We start from the raw sequence: 16,149 nt of genomic DNA, 5'->3' as shown, positions 1-16,149 counted from the left end.
CCGCACGGTCATTCGGCCCGGAGCGCCACCACCGGGTCGAGCCGCCCGGCGCGGCGGGCCGGGGCGACCCCGAAGAAGACCCCTACGACGGCCGAGACGCCGAAGGCCAGCAGGATCGACCAGAGGGTGATCGAGGCGGGCACGGGAGAGAGCGCCTCGATCAGCAGTGAGCCGCCGACGCCGAGCGCGATGCCGATGGTGCCGCCGATCGTGGTGAGCAGCACGGCCTCGATGAGGAACTGGCCCAGCACGTCGCGCTGGCGGGCGCCGAGGGCCTTGCGCAGGCCGATCTCCTTGGTGCGTTCGCGCACGCTGACCAGCATGATGTTCGAGACCCCGACCCCGCCGACCAGCAGTGAGATGCCGGCGATGGCGGCCAGCACGCCGGTCAGCATGCCGAGGACGGTGCCGATCGTGCCGAGGAGCTGGGTCTGGGTGACGGCGGAGAACTTCTCGTCGGGGTAGCGGGTGGTCAGGGCGTCCACGACCTTCTGGCCGAGGGAGTCGATCACGTCGGGGCCCGAGGCGCCGATGGCGATGCCGTTGACGCGCTGGACGCCGAGCAGCCGCTGGGCCGTGGTGACCGGGATGTGGGTCTCCCGGTCGCGCGCGACCCCGAAGGTGGCGCCGACCTTCTCGTACACGCCGACGACCCGGAAGCGCACCCCGGCGATCGTGGCCTGTCTCCCGACCGGGTCGAGGTCGCCGAAGAGCTGCTCCGATACCTCGGAGCCCAGAACGGCGACGCGGCGGCGGGTGTCGATGTCGGTCTCGGTGAGGTAGCGGCCTCTCTTCAGGGGGCGTTCGAAGACGTTGGGGATGTTCTCGTCGGTGCCGACGACGGTGACGAACGCCTCGTTGCGGCCGACGCGGACGTTCTCGCCCGACTGGACCGACACGGTCACCCGGCCCGGGTCGCCGACGACCCTCCGCACGTAGTTGACGTCGGACAGGTCGAGGCGGCTCTGGGTGGGGGCGGCCTGGAAGTTCAGCTGGCCGGGCACGACCAGGATGATGTTGGAGCCGAGCCCGGAGATCTCGTCTTCGATGGCGTCCTTCGCGCCGGTGCCGATGGCGACCAGGATCACCACGGCCGACACGCCGATGATCACGCCGAGCATGGTCAGGGCGCTGCGCAGCCGGTTGACCCGGAGCGCTTCGAGGGCCATCCGGAAGGCCTCGGCGCTCCTCACGCGACGTCCCGCTCGATCAGGCCGTCTCTGACGTGGATCTGCCTGCGGGCCCGGTCGGCGACCTCGGGTTCGTGGGTGACCAGCACGATCGCCACGCCCTGGTCGGCGTTGAGGCGTTCGAGCAGGGCCATGACCTCGTCGCCGTTGCGGGTGTCGAGGTTGCCGGTCGGCTCGTCGGCCAAGACCACCTGGGGGTCGCCGACGAGCGCGCGGGCGATGGCGACCCGCTGCTGCTCGCCGCCCGACATCTGCGACGGGCGGTGGTCGAGCCGGTGGGCCAGGCCCACCGCTTCCAGAGCGGCCCTCGCCCGCTTGCGCCGGTCGGCCCTGGCGACCCCTCGGTAGACGAGCGGCAACGCCACGTTGTCCAGGGCGGAGGTGCGGGCGAGCAGGTGGAACGACTGGAAGACGAAGCCGATCATCCGGTTGCGCAGCTCGGCGAGCTTGGTGTCGTCGAGGGTCGATACGTCGACGCCGCCCACCCTCAGCACCCCCGAGGTCGGCCGGTCGAGGCAGCCGAGCAGGTGCATCAGGGTCGATTTTCCGGACCCAGAAGGCCCGAGGATCGCGGCGAACTCGCCGTCGCCGATGGTCAGGTCGACGCCGCGCAGCGCGTCCACGGTCACGCCTTCGAGCTGGTACGACCTCGTCAACCCTGCGGCCTCGAAGGCGGTCACGAGATCTCCTGCCCCTGACGCACGCCGTCGGCCCCTCGCGTGATGACCCGGTCGCCGACCCGCACCCCGCTGACGACCTCCACGAAGGCGTCCCCTTCCGCGCCGAGCGTGACGGTCCGGCGTTCGGCCCGGCCGCCGACGACGGCCCAGACGACGGTGTCGCGCCCGCTGGTGACCACGGCGGCGGCCGGGACCGCGACGGCCGCGGGCGACTCCTTGACGATCATCCGGACGACGGCGCTCATGCCGGGTTTGGGGTCGGGCGCCTCGGAGCCGTCGTCGAACCGGCCTTCGGCGAGCGAGAGGCGTACCGGATAACTGACGCCGCCCGTCGCGCCCTCCTGGGGCGTGACCCCGACGCCGGTGACCTCGGCCGTGTAGACCGCGCCGGGCACGGCGTCGAACTCGACCTCGGCCCGGGTGCCGTTCTCGACGAGCAGCACGTCGGTCTCGTCGACGTCGGCCCGCAGGTTCAGCTCGGAGACGTCGGTGACGGTCAGCAGCGCCTCCCCCTGGCCCACCGGGACACCCTCGGCGATCGTGCCCGCCGAACTGCCGGCCGCCTGGGCCGGGACACCGCCGCCGGAGACGAGCTCGGCCAGATCGGGCAGGGCAGGCGTGGCCGACCCGCCACCGCCGCCGAGGGTGACGACCCCGCCGAACGGCGCCTTGACCGTGAGCCCTTCGACGGTCTCCTCCGCGGCCTTCACGGCCGCCCGGGTCTGGCTGCGCGAGGCCGCCTGGAGGGAGCTCATCGACGACGAGAGCCCGCTCATGCCCGCGCCGAGTTGCCCGGTGAACGAGGCGAGCATGCGGTTGAGGCCGCCGACGATCCCGTTCAGCGCCTTCTGCTGGGATCGGTGCTGCTTCTCGGCGAGGTCGATGGCCGACAGCAGGTGCCTGCGGATGGCCTTGTCCTCGACCTTGCGGGCCGCCTGCCGGGCCTGCGCGAACGATTTCCGGACGTGGGGGTCGATCCCGTTCGGCAGCCGCAGCGACGGCACACTCGGCGCGCCCCCGAACGAGACCGGCCTCGCCGCCTGCCGGTCGGCCTTCTTGGCCTCTTTCAGCCGGTCGCGGGCCTGCGGCGCGCTGATGCGGGCGAGGATCTCACCCTTCTTCACGGTGTCGCCGTCGGAGACGTAGAGCTTGGCGACCGTCCCGGCCGCGGGAGAGGTGAGGCTCGCGGTGGCCCGCGCCCCCACGGTCGCCGGGGCCTCCACCACCTCGCTGACGGGCGCCCGCGCCACGGTCGCGGTCTGCACGACGGGCGCCTCCTCCGCCGTGCAGGCGGATAACACGAGAAGGAGCGCCAACAGGGGGATACCACGCCGGATCACCACAACTGCTCATCGTAGATCCCGGCCGTGCCGGTCCCCGAGTCAGCGGCCCACCGCGCGCAGGTTCCTGACCGGGCGGATCGACAGGAGCACGCCGATGCCGGCCAGGCCCGCGAAGAAGCCGGCCCAGATGACCGTCCGGGCGCCGATCGCCTCACCGACGATCGGGCCCAGGGACTGGCCGATGGGGATGCTCAGCACCGAACCCGCCACCTCGTAGGCGGTGACGCGGTTGAGCACCTCGCCCGGAACCTGGGTCTGGACGCTGGTCGCCCACATCACCGACCAGAAGGCCCAGGCCGCGCCCGCGAGGGTGTAACCGGTGACGATCACCGGGACCGGGGCGGCCAGGGCGACGACCAGGGGCATGGCCATGAAGGCGACCATCGCCACCGCGCCGGAGAAGAGGGGCCTGGCCGGGCGGTAGCGCATGGCCACCAGGCCGCCGAGGATGCTGCCGAGGCCTTCGCCGGTGATGGCCATGACGTAGGCGGCGTCGCCGTCGGCCTCGGAGATGACCTGGGCGCCGACCGGCCACATCGGGCCGAACAGGACGATCCCGTAGACCGCCCAGACGAGGATGACCGACCACATCCACGTGCGGGACCGGAACTCGGCCCAGCCCTCCCGCAGGTCGCCGATCAGGGAGGTCGCCTCGGTCTTGGTCGGCCTCACCCGCATCGCGAGCAGGCACAGAGCGCTGACCAGGAACGTTCCGGCGTTGATGGCGTACACGACACCGGGGCCGCCGAACAGGACGATCGCTCCCGCGACGCCGGGGCCGATGAGGCGGGCCACCGCGTCGGCCACGCGGAGGGTCGCGTTGGCGCGCTGGGGGTCGGCGGCGATCTGCGGGATCATGCTGTTCACGCCGGGCTGGAAGAGCGCCGCCCCGAGGCCGCTCAGGAACGACATCGTGATCAGGAGCCAGAGCGGGGGCTGCCCGGCGAAGAAGGTCACCGCGATGGTGAGCTGGGTGGCGACGCGCAGGACGTCCGCGAAGATCATCATGCGCCGGGCGGTGAACCAGTCGGCGAGCACCCCGCCGAACAGCACCAGGCCCCCGAAGGCCGCCATCCACGCCGCCAGGACGACGCCGACCCCCACCGGGCCGTAGATGCCGAGGACGCCGAGCGTCACCGCCACCGGCAACATCGCGTCGCCCATGAGGGCGACCGCCCGGCCGACGAAGTAGAGGGAGAAGTCACGCGTCCACAGGCGCGCCGGGGAGAGTACGACCACTCGCCTCAGCCTATAAGGAAAGCTTCCTAACTAATAAACCCTTTTCGCCTGGTCACCGCGGGTAGCGAGGGCTACTTGTTCGTGCCGCCCAGCTCGCGGCTGCGGTCGCGGGCCGCCTCGATCGCATCGAGGAAGGCGGCGCGCACGCGGTGGCGCTCCAGTTCGGCGATGGCGGCGATGGTGGTGCCGCCGGGCGAGGTGACGGCCTCGCGGAGGATCACCGGGTGCTCCCCCGAGTCGCGCAGCATGATCGCCGCGCCCACGATCGACTGCTTGACCATGTCGAGGGCCGCCGCCCGCGGCATGCCGAGCAGGATGCCCGCGTCGACCATGGCCTCGACCAGATAGAAGAAGTAGGCGGGGCCCGAGCCGCTGAGCGCGGTCGCGCCGTCTTGCTGGGACTCGGGGATGCGCAGCACCTTGCCGACCGGCCTGAGCAGGTCTTCGGTCAGCTTGAGGTGCTCCTCTTTCGCGTGGGCGCCGGCCGAGATCACGCTCATCGCCTCGTCGACCAGCACCGGCGTGTTCGACATGACCCGGACGACCGGGATCGGCCCGCCCAGCCTGGCCTGCACGAAGTCGGTGGTGATGCCCGCCGCGACCGAGATGACCAGCCGGTCTGACGGCACCACGGGGGCGATCTCGCGAAGCAGGGTGCCCATGTCCTGGGGCTTGACCGCCAGGATCAGCGCGTCGGCCTGCTCGGCCGCCTCCAGGTTGGTGACCACCTTGACGCCGTAGGTCTCCGCCAACTGCTTGGCCCGGTCGGGCCGGCGGGTGGTGACCATGATCTGGTCAGCCGCCCGCCCCGCCCGGACCAGGCCGGAGAGCAGAGCCTCACCCATCTTGCCGGTGCCCAGGATCGCGATCACGGGGGCAGTTTACGGGGTGCGCCTCTTCAGCGTCGCGGCGCCCAGAACCAGGGCCAGCAGAACCGATCCGGCCACCACCGCGATGTCGCGCCAGAAGTCGGAGCCCAGGTCGCCGCTCATGACGGCCAGCTTCATGGCCTCCAGGGCGTAGGACATCGGCAGCACGTTGGAGATCCACTCCAGCACGGTCGCCATCTGGTCGCGCGGCACGATGATCCCGCCGAGGAGGAGCTGCGGGATCATCACCAGCGGCATGAACTGGACCGCCTGGAACTCCGAGCGGGCGAACGCGCTGCAGAACAGGCCGAGCGCGGTGCCCAGGAGCGAGTTGAGCAGGGCGACCAGGACCAGCGCCCAGAGGTCTCCCCGCAGGTCGAGGCCGAGCCAGGTCAGCGAGACCGTCAGTGCCAGGGCCACCTGGAGTACGGCGGCGGCGCCGAACGCGAGGCCGTAGCCGAGGAGGAGGTCGAGCTGGCGCAGCGGGGAGGCCATCAGCCGCTCCAGCGTGCCGGAGGTGCGCTCGCGGAGGGTGGCGATGGAGGTGACCAGGAACATCACCAGGAAAGGGAAGATCGACAGCAGTGCCGGCGCCCACTGGGCGAAGACGAGCCCGTTGTCGATCACGTAGTAGAGCAGGATCATGATCAGGCTCGGGACCAGCACCATGAGGGCGACCGTGCGGTGGTCGTTGCGGAGCTGGGCCAGGATCCGGCGGGCCGTGGCGAGCGTGATCACGCCGGCTGCCTCTCTTCGATGAGGCGCAGGAAGGCCTGCTCCAGGTCGGCGGTGCCGGTGCGGGCGCGCAGACCCTCCGGGCTGTCGTCGGCGAGGATGTCGCCCTCGCGCAGCATGATCAGGCGCTGGCAGCGGGCGGCCTCGTCCATGACGTGGCTGGAGATCAGGATCGTCACGCCCCGCTCGGCCAGGCCGCCGAACAGTTCCCACAACTCCTTGCGCAACACCGGGTCGAGCCCGACGGTCGGCTCGTCGAGCACGAGGAGCCGCGGCGACCCCAGCAGCGAGACCGCCAGGCTGGCCCGGCTGAGCTGACCACCCGACAGGGTGCCGCCGAGCTGGTCGGCGTGCCCTTCGAGGCCGACCTCCTGGAGGACCCGGGCGGGGTCGGTCTTCGGCGCGCCGAGCACGGCGGCGAAGTAGCGGAGGTTCTCCACGACCGACAGATCACGGTAGATCGCCGGGTTCTGGGTGGAGTAACCGATGAGCCGGCGCAACTCGGCCGAGCCCGCCGGACGCCCCAGCACGGTCACCTCGCCCCCGGCGACGACCTGCACGCCCACGATCGACCGGATCAGCGTGGTCTTGCCGCAGCCGCTCGGGCCCAGCAACCCGGTGATCTGGCCCTTCGGCACCTCGAACGACAACCCGTGGAGCACCTCGCGGGCTCCACGGACGACCCGCAGCCCGGTGACGGCTATCGCGGGTTCAGCAGAACTCATCATGTGATGAAATTAAACCGGGGCCCATACCGGAGTCAACGGGTTGCTGAACCCCTTCCGAGTGAGACCCGTCATACGGGCATGAGAAGGATCTGGCTCGCCACCGCGACCATGCTCACAGCCGTGATCATGACCGCGGCCTGCGGAAAGGGAGACGCCGTGGACAGCGGTTCGCCGATCGGCCCCGACCAGCCCGCCACCCCGCCGGCCTCGGCCATGCCGAGCCCCGGGCCCGAGCTGGTGCAGCCCAAGGGCGGCACGGTGGAACCACGGAAGGTGCCCTGGACCCGCGCCACCCCCGCGGGAGACGGCGTGATGATCTCCTGGAGTTCGGGGGTCGAGCCCTGCTACACCCTCGACCGCGTCGACGTGAAGGAGTCCGGCACCGAGGTGACGGTGACCCTCTGGGAGGGCACCACCGACCCCGAGGCGGCCTGCATCGAGATCGCGATCGAGAAGGAGACGTTCGTCAAGCTGGCCGAGCCCCTGGCCGGCCGGAAAGTCGTGGATGGTGCCAAGTGAGACTCTTAGTCGTCGCCGCGGCCGTCGCCGCGCTGCTCGTTCCAGCCACCCCCACGCAGGCCGCTCCCGGGCCGAAGGTGGTGAAGGTCCAGAAGGGCGCCCTCTCGCCGAAGAAGGTGCGGTGGCTGAGCGCCAAGCCCCACATGCGCGGGGTGCGCGTCGTGTGGTGGTCGGGCGTCGAGCCGTGCACCGTGCTGACCAGGGTCACGGTGAAGGAGACCAGGAAGACGGTCCGGATCACCCTGTACGAGGGCTCGGTCAAGGACGCCGGCATGTGCGTGGCCATGGCGATCAAGAAGGCCACGTACGTGAGGCTCAAGAACCCCGTGGGGAAGCGGGTGATCCTCGACGGCGCCAGGTAACCCCTAAGGGTCGAATCAGGGATATCCCGGGAACATTCCGCTCGCGCTGAGAGTTGAGCCCACTAGACTCAAGACCGTTGACAGGACAGCGTTTGACAAGGGCTGTCGTACTCACCGAGACTTGAGTCACCACGACTCAACTTTGACTACAAGGACGTACTCATGGCACGTGCGGTAGGTATCGACCTGGGGACGACCAACTCCGTCGTCTCGATCCTCGAAGGCGGTGAGCCCACCGTCATCGCCAACGCGCAGGGCTCCCGCACCACCCCCTCGGTGGTCGCCTTCGCGAAGAACGGAGAGGTCCTCGTCGGCGAGGTCGCCAAGCGTCAGGCCGTGACCAACGTCGACCGGACCATCCGCTCTGTCAAGCGTGAGATGGGCACGAACTGGACCGTCGAGATCGACGGCAAGAAGTTCACGCCCCAGCAGATCAGCGCCTTCGTCCTCCAGAAGCTGAAGCAGGACGCCGAGGCCTACCTCGGTGAGAAGATCACCGACGCGGTCATCACCGTCCCGGCCTACTTCAACGACGCGCAGCGCCAGGCCACCAAGGAGGCCGGCCAGATCGCGGGCCTCAACGTGCTCCGCATCATCAACGAGCCGACCTCCGCGGCGCTGGCCTACGGGCTCGACAAGGACAAGGACCAGACCATCCTGGTCTTCGACCTCGGTGGCGGCACCTTCGACGTGTCGCTGCTCGACGTCGGCCAGGAAGACGGTCACGGTTTCGTCGAGGTCAAGGCCACCAGCGGTGACAACCACCTGGGCGGCGACGACTGGGACCAGCGCGTCGTCGACGAGCTGGTGACCCGCTTCAAGAACGCCCACGGGGTCGACCTGTCCAAGGACAAGATGGCCCTCCAGCGTCTTCGCGAGGCGGCCGAGAAGGCCAAGATCGAGCTCTCGGCGCAGACCGAGACCACGATCAACCTGCCCTACATCACCGCCTCGGCCGAGGGCCCGCTCCACCTCGAAGAGAAGCTGACCCGCGCCGAGTTCCAGCGCATCACGGCCGACCTGCTCGACCGCTGCAAGGGCCCGTTCCACCAGGTCATCAAGGACGCCGGCATCAAGGTCTCCGACATCGCCCACGTGGTGCTCGTCGGCGGCTCGACCCGCATGCCCGCCGTCACCGACCTGGTCAAGGAGCTCACCGGCGGCCAGGAGCCCAACAAGGGCGTCAACCCCGACGAGGTCGTGGCCATCGGCGCCGCGCTCCAGGCGGGTGTGCTCAAGGGTGAGGTCAAGGACGTCCTGCTGCTCGACGTGACCCCGCTGTCGCTGGGCATCGAGACCAAGGGCGGCATCTTCACCAAGATCATCGAGCGCAACACGACGATCCCGACCAAGCGCTCCGAGGTCTTCACGACCGCCGAGGACAACCAGCCGTCGGTGCAGATCCAGGTCTACCAGGGCGAGCGCGAGATCGCCGCGCGCAACAAGAAGCTGGCGACCTTCGAGCTCACCGGCATCGCCCCGGCGCCCCGCGGCATCCCGCAGATCGAGGTCACCTTCGACATCGACGCCAACGGCATCGTCAACGTCGGCGCGAAGGACCTGGGCACCGGCAAGGAGCAGTCGATGACCATCACCGGCGGCTCCGCGCTGAACAAGGACGACATCGACCGCATGGTCCGCGAGGCCGAGTCCTACGCCGAAGAGGACAAGCAGCGTCGCGAGGAGGCCGAGGTCCGCAACAACGCCGACTCGCTGGCCTACCAGACCGACAAGTTCCTCCGCGAGAACGACGACAAGGTCCCGGCCGACATCAAGACCGAGGTCACCGAGTCGCTCGCCGAGCTGAAGAAGGCTCTGGAGGGCACCGACGTCCCGGCCATCCGGGCCGCCGCCGACAAGCTCGCCACCGTCAGCCAGAAGATGGGTTCGGCGATCTACGCCGGCTCCCAGGCCCAGGCCGGCGAAGGCGGCCCCGGCGCCGAGCAGGGCGACGCGGGCAAGGCCGACGACGACGTCGTCGAGGCCGAGATCGTCGACGACGAGCCGAAGCGGGAGGGCGGCGCCAAGTGACCCCGCGTGAGAACGGTTCCGAGCAGGAGCCGGTGATCCGCGACAACCGCAAGATCGACCCCGAGACGCTGGCGGCCCGCGAGAACGCACCGGCCCCCGACGAGACCGTGGCCGACGCCTCCGCCCTCGGCGGGGTGGCCGCGGAACTCCTGGCCGAGCGCACCGCCGATCTCCAGCGTCTCCAGGCGGAGTTCTCCAACTACCGCAAGCGGGTCGAGCGCGACCGGATCACGGTCCGGGAGCAGGCCGTCGCGGGTGTCATCAACGAACTGCTGCCGGTTCTCGACGACATCGGCCGGGCGCGTGACCACGGGGAGCTGACCGGTGGTTTCGCCAAGGTGAGCGAGTCGCTCGAAGCGGCCGTCGGCAAGCTGGGCCTGACCTCGTTCGGCACGAAGGGCGACCCCTTCGACCCGACGGTCCACGAGGCCCTGATGCACAGTTACTCGGCCGAGGTCACCGAGGCGACCTGCGTCGAGATCCTGCAGCCCGGCTACCGGCTCGGCGAGCGCGTCCTGCGCCCCGCCCGGGTCGCGGTGGCCGAGCCGGAGACCGGTGGTGGCGACGTCCTCGACGACGAGCCCGCCGGCGCCTGATTCTCCAGGGGAGCCCCCTCCCGTCCCGGACGCGGGAGGGGCACCCCATCACATATGTGTCTTTCACGCGGAGGAAGCGTTAGATGAGCACCAAGGACTACCTGGAGAAGGACTACTACGGCGTCCTCGGTGTGCCCAAGACCGCGACCCCCGAAGAGATCAAGAAGGCCTACCGCAAGCTCGCCCGGCAGTACCACCCCGACGCGAACAAGGGCAACAAGGAGACCGAGGAGAAGTTCAAAGAGGTCTCCGAGGCCTACGACATCCTGAGCGACACCAAGCGCCGCAAGGAGTACGACGAGGCCAGGAGCCTGTTCGGCAGCGGCCTCGGCGGGTTCAACCGGGGCGGCCGGCCCGGCCAGGGCCAGCAGGGCTTCGACTTCGGCGACCTGTTCGGCGGCACCGCCCAGGCGGGCGACCGGATCGGCGACATCTTCGGCGGCCTGTTCAACCGCGGCGGCGGCCCGAAGGCCAGCACCGCCGGGCGGGCCCGCCGCGGCCAGGACATCGAGTCCGAGGTCACCCTGTCGTTCGCCGAGTCGATCGACGGCGCGACCGTCTCGCTGCGGCTGACCAGTTCGTCGGCCTGCCCGGCCTGTTCCGGCACGGGCGCCAAGGCCGGCACCACACCCCGCGTCTGCCCGACCTGTGACGGCACCGGCGCGGCCAGCCGCAACCTGGGCAACTTCGCCTTCTCCGAGCCCTGCCGCGACTGCCGGGGCCGCGGCCTGCTGGTCGACGACCCGTGCCCGGTCTGCGAGGGCAGCGGCCGCGGCCGCAGCACCCGCACCATCCAGGCCCGCATCCCGGCGGGCGTCAGCGACGGCGGCCGGGTCAAGCTGAAGGGCAAGGGCGCCCCCGGCGAGAACGGCGGGCCCGCGGGTGACCTCTACGTGCTGGTGCACGTCCAGCCCCATCCCGTCTTCGGCCGCAGCGGCGAGAACCTGACGGTCAACGTGCCGGTCACCTTCCCCGAGGCCGCGCTGGGCGCCGAGATCAAGGTGCCCATCCTGCGCGGCATGCCGGTCACGCTGCGCATCCCCGAGGGCACCCCCAACGGCCGCACCTTCCGGGTGCGCGGCCGGGGCGCCCCGCGCAAGGACGGCACGAAGGGCGACCTGCTCGCGACCGTCCAGGTGGCCGTGCCCGACCACCTCGACGAGAAGGCCCGGGCCGCCCTGGAGCAGTTCCGCGACGCGACCGACGGCCACGACCTTCGTGAGGAATTGATCAAGCAGGCCAGAAGCGAGTAGCGCATGGACGCCAATTTCTTCGACCTGTCCGACGAGACGCCCGTCTATGTGATCTCGGTGGCGGCCCAGCTGTCCGGCCTCCACCCCCAGACCCTGCGTCAATACGACCGCCTGGGCCTGGTCAGCCCCGGCCGCACGGCAGGCCGCGGCCGCCTCTATTCGACCCGCGACATCGTCCTGTTGCGCGAGGTCCAGCGCCTGTCCCAGGAAGAGGGCATAAACCTGGCAGGCATCAAACGAATCTTGGAGCTGGAGACCGAGAACCTCCGCCTGAGAGACGAACTAGCCCGTGTGGCCACGGAGTTGAAGCTGATCCGGGCTTTGGTCAGATACGAACTACCGCCGTCATAGATCAGAAATTCAGTCGTATGGGGGAAGTGCCCGACCGCGCCGATGTCTGGACTGAGGAGCGCAGGGGAGCGCAGCGACCCGGAGCGACGAGGGAAGACATCGGCTGAAGGCGGTCGGGCCGCCGAGCGAAGCGAGGCCATCGAATATGGACTACAAGCTGACCCAGAAGAGCCAGGAGGCGCTCGCGGGGGCGGTGCGCCGGGCGGCGGCCGAGGGGAATCCCGAGGTGGCGCCGGCTCATCTGCTGACCACGTTGCTGGCGCAGACCGGGGGCACGGCCGTGCCGCTGCTCGAAGCCGTCGGAACCGACTGGAAGAGCCTGCGCACCCGCGCCGAGGAGATGCTGGCCGCGCTCCCGAAGGCACAGGGCGCCACGGTGAGCGCGCCGTCGACCTCCCGCCAGTTGCTGACCGTGTTGCACACCGCCGCCCAGCGGGCCGCGCAGCTCGAAGACGACTACGTCTCGACCGAGCATCTGCTGGTCGGTCTCGCCACCGACGGCGGGCCGATCGCCGACCTGCTGAAAGGCCAGGGCGCGACCGCGCAGGCGCTGCTCGACGCGTTCGAGAAGGTGCGCGGCCACACGCGGGTGACCAGCGAGAACCCCGAAGACACCTACCGGGCGCTGGAGAAGTACGGCGTCGACCTGACCGAGCGGGCCCGTCACGGCAAGCTCGACCCGGTGATCGGCCGTGACTCGGAGATCCGCCGGGTGGTGCAGGTGTTGTCGCGGCGGACCAAGAACAACCCGGTCCTCATCGGCGAGCCGGGCGTCGGCAAGACCGCCGTGGTCGAGGGCCTGGCCCAGCGGGTGGTCGCGGGCGACGTGCCGGAGAGCCTGCGGAACAAGCGCCTCGTGGCGCTCGACCTCGGCGCTATGGTCGCCGGGGCCAAATACCGGGGCGAGTTCGAGGAGCGCCTGAAGGCCGTGCTCAACGAGATCAAGGAGAGCGACGGCCAGGTCATCACGTTCATCGACGAGCTCCACACGATGGTCGGCGCGGGCGCGGCCGAGGGCGCGATGGACGCGGGCAACATGCTCAAGCCCATGCTGGCCCGCGGCGAGCTGCGCATGATCGGCGCGACCACGCTCGACGAATACCGCGAGCGCATCGAGAAGGACCCGGCGCTGGAGCGCCGGTTCCAGCAGGTGTACGTCGGCGAGCCCACCGTGGAAGACACGATCGCCATCCTGCGTGGCCTGAAGGGCCGCTACGAGGCCCACCACCAGGTCCAGATCGCCGACGGCGCGCTGGTGGCCGCCGCGACTTTGTCCGACCGCTACATCACCGCCCGGTTCCTGCCCGACAAGGCGATCGACCTGGTCGACGAGGCCGCCTCGCGGCTGCGCATGGAGATCGACTCGCGTCCGGTGCAGATCGACGAGCTCCAGCGCATCGTCGACCGGCTCAAGATGGAGGAGCTGGCCCTGGCCAAGGAGACCGACGAGGCGAGCGTGGCCCGCCTCGAACGGCTCCGCGAGGAGCTGGCCAACCGCCAGGAGGAGCTCAACGGCCTGGTCGGCCGCTGGGAGGCCGAGAAGGCCGGCCTCAACCGGGTCGGCGACCTGAAGATGCGCCTCGACGAGACCCGCAGCCAGGCCGAGCGGGCCCAGCGCGACGGCGACTTCGAAGAGGCCGCCCGGCTCATGTACGGCGAGGTGCCGCGCCTGGAGAAGGAGCTCGCCGACGCCATCCAGGCCTCCCAGCGCGAGCAGACCATGGTCAAGGAGGAGGTCGGCCCCGACGACATCGCCGAGGTCATCTCCGCCTGGACGGGCATCCCGTCGGGCCGCCTGATGGAGGGCGAGACGGCCAAGCTGCTCCGCATGGAAGAGGAGCTGGGCCGCCGTCTCATCGGCCAGAAGGCCGCCGTCCAGGCCGTCAGCGACGCCGTCCGGCGGGCGCGGGCGGGCGTGGCCGACCCCGACCGGCCGACGGGCTCGTTCCTGTTCCTCGGCCCGACCGGTGTCGGCAAGACCGAGCTGGCCAAGGCGCTGGCCGACTTCCTGTTCGACGACGAGCGGGCGATGACCCGCATCGACATGAGCGAATACAGCGAGAAGCACAGCGTGGCCCGGCTGGTCGGCGCCCCGCCCGGCTACGTCGGCTACGAGGAGGGCGGCCAGCTCACCGAGGCGGTGCGGCGGCGTCCCTACACGGTCGTGCTGCTCGACGAGGTCGAGAAGGCCCATCCGGAGGTCTTCGACATCCTGCTCCAGGTGCTCGACGACGGGCGGCTGACCGACGGGCAGGGGCGTACCGTCGACTTCCGGAACACGATCCTGATCCTGACGTCCAACATCGGTTCGCAGTTCCTGGTCGACCCGGCGCTTGAGCCGGGGGCCAAGCGCGACGCGGTGATGGCGGCGGTGCGGGGGTCGTTCAAGCCCGAGTTCCTCAACCGGCTCGACGACGTGATCCTGTTCGACGCGCTCGGCTCCGAGGAGCTGTCGCAGATCGTCGACCTGCAGGTGAACCACCTGGCGCGGCGGTTGTCCGACCGGCGGCTGACGCTGACGGTCACCCCGGCGGCCCGCGAGTGGCTGACCCTGACCGGCTACGACCCGCTCTACGGCGCCCGGCCGCTGCGCCGCCTGGTGCAGTCGGCCATCGGCGACAAGCTGGCCCGCGCGCTGCTGAGCGGGGAGATCCGCGACGGTGACGAGGTGATCGTCGACCTCGACGGGGCCGGCGACACGCTGAGCGTTCGGCGCGGCGTGTAATCAGTTCGCCAGGACTGGGACAAGCGGCTCCCGGCTGCGAAAACCCCGCTGCTACGTTCGGCACTCACCGAACTACCGCAAGCAACAGGGGGACGTCGATGTCGACGACATCACGTAGCATCCGGGGGCGGCTCGTCGCCCTGGCGGTCGTCACCGCCGGGGTGAGCTGGTTGTCCGCCGCCGGCCACCAGGCCCACGCAGACGACGGCCTGTGCGTGACCGGTTACCGGGCCGCCGCCAAGACGGGCGCGGTCGCCGCCTCGGTCGTGAAGGGCGCCGCCGACGTGGCGCGGTCGGCGGGCGCGGCGGGCCAGACGGTCCGCGACCTGACCCGCACGGGCGGTTCCACGGCGATGACCATGGCCCAGGCCGGCCGCCTGGCCGGGGTGCCGTGCGGGCGGGTGGCCCCCCAGGACGAGGTGGCCCGGACCGTCCAGCGCGCCGCCTCCCTGCTCGGCCTGGCGGGCCTGGCGCGGGCCGACGGGGTGCTCGGCATCGCGTCGGGGTCGGCGCTGCCGGGGCTGCCCAACGTGGTGCCCGGTCTCTCGCTGCTGCCCGACCTGCCGGGTGTGCCGCCGATGCCCCGGGTGTCGAAGGCGCTGCCGAAGGTCCCGAAGGTCGCCGTGGTGCCGCGCGGGATCACCGACTCGGTGGGCGGGGTCGTCGACGGCGTCCAGCCGCACCAGGCCCCCGCGCCGAAGAAGGGCGGCGACCTGGGCGTCGGCGGCCTCTCCGGCCTCACCAGGCTCACCGGCGGGCTCCTCGGCGGAGCCCTCCTCCACTGATCTTCTTCCCCGTAGTTCCCTTTCGCCTCCGGCCAGCGCTCCCCGCGAGCGGGCGGGCCGTCGACATAAAAGCGGGCCGCGAGTGTACGTACACTCGCGGCCCGTTCTGTTTCGTCAGGAGGCCAGGGCGTCGAGCTCGTCTTCCGGGAGGCCCAGGTCGATGCGGATGCGGTAGCGGGTGCGGAGCAGGGACTGGCGGAGCGAGTTGCCCGGGGGGCAGGCGGTGACGCCCTCGGTGGCCCATTCGTGGGCCCCCGCCAGGTCTCCGTACGCCGCCAGGGTCTCGGCCACGTTCAGCACGGTCGCCGGGGTGCAGGGGGCGGCGCGCAGGGCCTCGATCACGTCGCGGGCCTCGTCGGGCCGGTCGAGTTCGAAGAGGGTGTCGGCGATGCCCGCCCGGGGGTCGACGTTGACGTCTCCCCCGTCGTCTTCGGCCGCCATCCGGTAGCGGTCGAGCGCAGCGTCGGGATGACCCGCCTGACGCCATTCCTCGGCGGCCAGGGCCAGGATGTAGGCCCGCGATACTTCGCCTGATTCGTACCCTTGCGCGAGGTCGTCGAGGCGCCTCGCGAGGGCACCGTGGTCGTCGAGCAGCAGAGCCTGTTCGAGCAGACGATCAAGCTGCTCCCGCGTCACATGTGCCACAAGGATGAGGCTAGCGAGCGCGAAGGTTCTTTGCCCGGACAACGGCAGGCATTCCTCCGGCAACGATTCGCGCCAGATCACCTACAGAGCGTGTGTCG

15 protein-coding genes and 1 pseudogene are annotated in these 16,149 nt (G+C 70.5%); 8 read left to right on the top strand and 8 right to left on the bottom strand.

What is annotated here, in order from left to right:
* Window positions 1-8 precede the first annotated feature (8 nt).
* The 7 genes from AW273_RS32875 to AW273_RS32845 form a co-directional block, all read right to left on the bottom strand.
* The gene (locus tag AW273_RS32875) at window positions 9-1,193 is read right to left on the bottom strand and encodes an ABC transporter permease (RefSeq protein WP_062356969.1); all 1,185 of its coding nucleotides are present in this window, start codon (window positions 1,191-1,193) and stop codon (window positions 9-11) included.
* Complete coding sequence (locus AW273_RS32870) at window positions 1,190-1,870, bottom strand: ABC transporter ATP-binding protein (RefSeq protein ID WP_062356966.1); 681 nt, start codon at window positions 1,868-1,870, stop codon at window positions 1,190-1,192. The genes AW273_RS32875 and AW273_RS32870 overlap by 4 nt, the downstream gene beginning before the upstream one ends.
* Window positions 1,867-3,186 carry an efflux RND transporter periplasmic adaptor subunit gene (locus tag AW273_RS32865; RefSeq protein ID WP_198168482.1) on the bottom strand — a complete coding sequence of 440 codons (1,320 nt, stop codon included), beginning with the start codon at window positions 3,184-3,186 and terminating at the stop codon, window positions 1,867-1,869. The genes AW273_RS32870 and AW273_RS32865 overlap by 4 nt, the downstream gene beginning before the upstream one ends.
* Before the next feature lie 66 nt (window positions 3,187-3,252).
* The gene (locus tag AW273_RS32860; protein WP_232327716.1) at window positions 3,253-4,452 is read right to left on the bottom strand and encodes an MFS transporter; all 1,200 of its coding nucleotides are present in this window, start codon (window positions 4,450-4,452) and stop codon (window positions 3,253-3,255) included.
* A gap of 71 nt (window positions 4,453-4,523) precedes the next feature.
* Window positions 4,524-5,324, bottom strand: coding sequence for a pyrroline-5-carboxylate reductase (gene proC / locus AW273_RS32855; protein ID WP_083950226.1), 801 nt, complete (start codon window positions 5,322-5,324; stop codon window positions 4,524-4,526).
* Between the two features lie 9 nt (window positions 5,325-5,333).
* A complete protein-coding gene (locus AW273_RS32850; RefSeq protein ID WP_062356956.1) occupies window positions 5,334-6,059 on the bottom strand; it encodes an ABC transporter permease in 726 nt (241 codons plus the stop codon).
* On the bottom strand, window positions 6,056-6,781 hold the full coding sequence (locus tag AW273_RS32845; protein WP_232327715.1) for an ABC transporter ATP-binding protein: 726 nt from the start codon (window positions 6,779-6,781) through the stop codon (window positions 6,056-6,058). Before AW273_RS32845 ends, AW273_RS32850 begins: the two co-directional genes overlap by 4 nt.
* Window positions 6,782-6,862: 81 nt before the next feature.
* Between AW273_RS32845 and AW273_RS32840 the strand changes: the two genes are divergently transcribed.
* The 8 genes and pseudogenes from AW273_RS32840 to AW273_RS32805 all read left to right on the top strand — a co-directional run bounded on the left by AW273_RS32840 (window position 6,863) and on the right by AW273_RS32805 (window position 15,406).
* Entirely contained in the window at window positions 6,863-7,303 is a 441-nt protein-coding gene (locus tag AW273_RS32840; RefSeq protein ID WP_232327714.1) for a hypothetical protein, read from the top strand.
* Window positions 7,300-7,665: a hypothetical protein gene (locus AW273_RS32835; protein WP_232327713.1), complete on the top strand. Its 366-nt coding sequence runs from the start codon at window positions 7,300-7,302 to the stop codon at window positions 7,663-7,665. The genes AW273_RS32840 and AW273_RS32835 overlap by 4 nt, the downstream gene beginning before the upstream one ends.
* 162 nt (window positions 7,666-7,827) lie before the next feature.
* Complete coding sequence (dnaK, locus tag AW273_RS32830) at window positions 7,828-9,696, top strand: molecular chaperone DnaK (protein ID WP_062356951.1); 1,869 nt, start codon at window positions 7,828-7,830, stop codon at window positions 9,694-9,696.
* Complete coding sequence (gene grpE, locus AW273_RS32825) at window positions 9,693-10,292, top strand: nucleotide exchange factor GrpE (RefSeq protein ID WP_062356947.1); 600 nt, start codon at window positions 9,693-9,695, stop codon at window positions 10,290-10,292. Before dnaK ends, grpE begins: the two co-directional genes overlap by 4 nt.
* Window positions 10,293-10,375: 83 nt before the next feature.
* On the top strand, window positions 10,376-11,545 hold the full coding sequence (gene dnaJ, locus AW273_RS32820; protein ID WP_062356944.1) for a molecular chaperone DnaJ: 1,170 nt from the start codon (window positions 10,376-10,378) through the stop codon (window positions 11,543-11,545).
* A 3-nt stretch (window positions 11,546-11,548) separates the two neighbouring features.
* Window positions 11,549-11,807: pseudogene (locus AW273_RS32815) on the top strand (heat shock protein transcriptional repressor HspR); the annotation flags it as partial.
* A 234-nt stretch (window positions 11,808-12,041) separates the two neighbouring features.
* On the top strand, window positions 12,042-14,621 hold the full coding sequence (gene clpB / locus AW273_RS32810) for an ATP-dependent chaperone ClpB (protein ID WP_062356938.1): 2,580 nt from the start codon (window positions 12,042-12,044) through the stop codon (window positions 14,619-14,621).
* A 98-nt stretch (window positions 14,622-14,719) separates the two neighbouring features.
* Entirely contained in the window at window positions 14,720-15,406 is a 687-nt protein-coding gene (locus AW273_RS32805; RefSeq protein ID WP_062356936.1) for a hypothetical protein, read from the top strand.
* Between the two features lie 114 nt (window positions 15,407-15,520).
* Here AW273_RS32805 and AW273_RS32800 read toward each other — a convergent pair whose 3' ends face one another.
* Complete coding sequence (locus AW273_RS32800; protein WP_083950225.1) at window positions 15,521-16,051, bottom strand: tetratricopeptide repeat protein; 531 nt, start codon at window positions 16,049-16,051, stop codon at window positions 15,521-15,523.
* Window positions 16,052-16,149 lie beyond the last annotated feature (98 nt).

Source organism: Herbidospora yilanensis (assembly GCF_001570565.1).
GTDB classification, from domain to species: domain Bacteria; phylum Actinomycetota; class Actinomycetes; order Streptosporangiales; family Streptosporangiaceae; genus Herbidospora; species Herbidospora yilanensis.
This window is presented reverse-complemented; position numbering and strand designations above follow the sequence as displayed.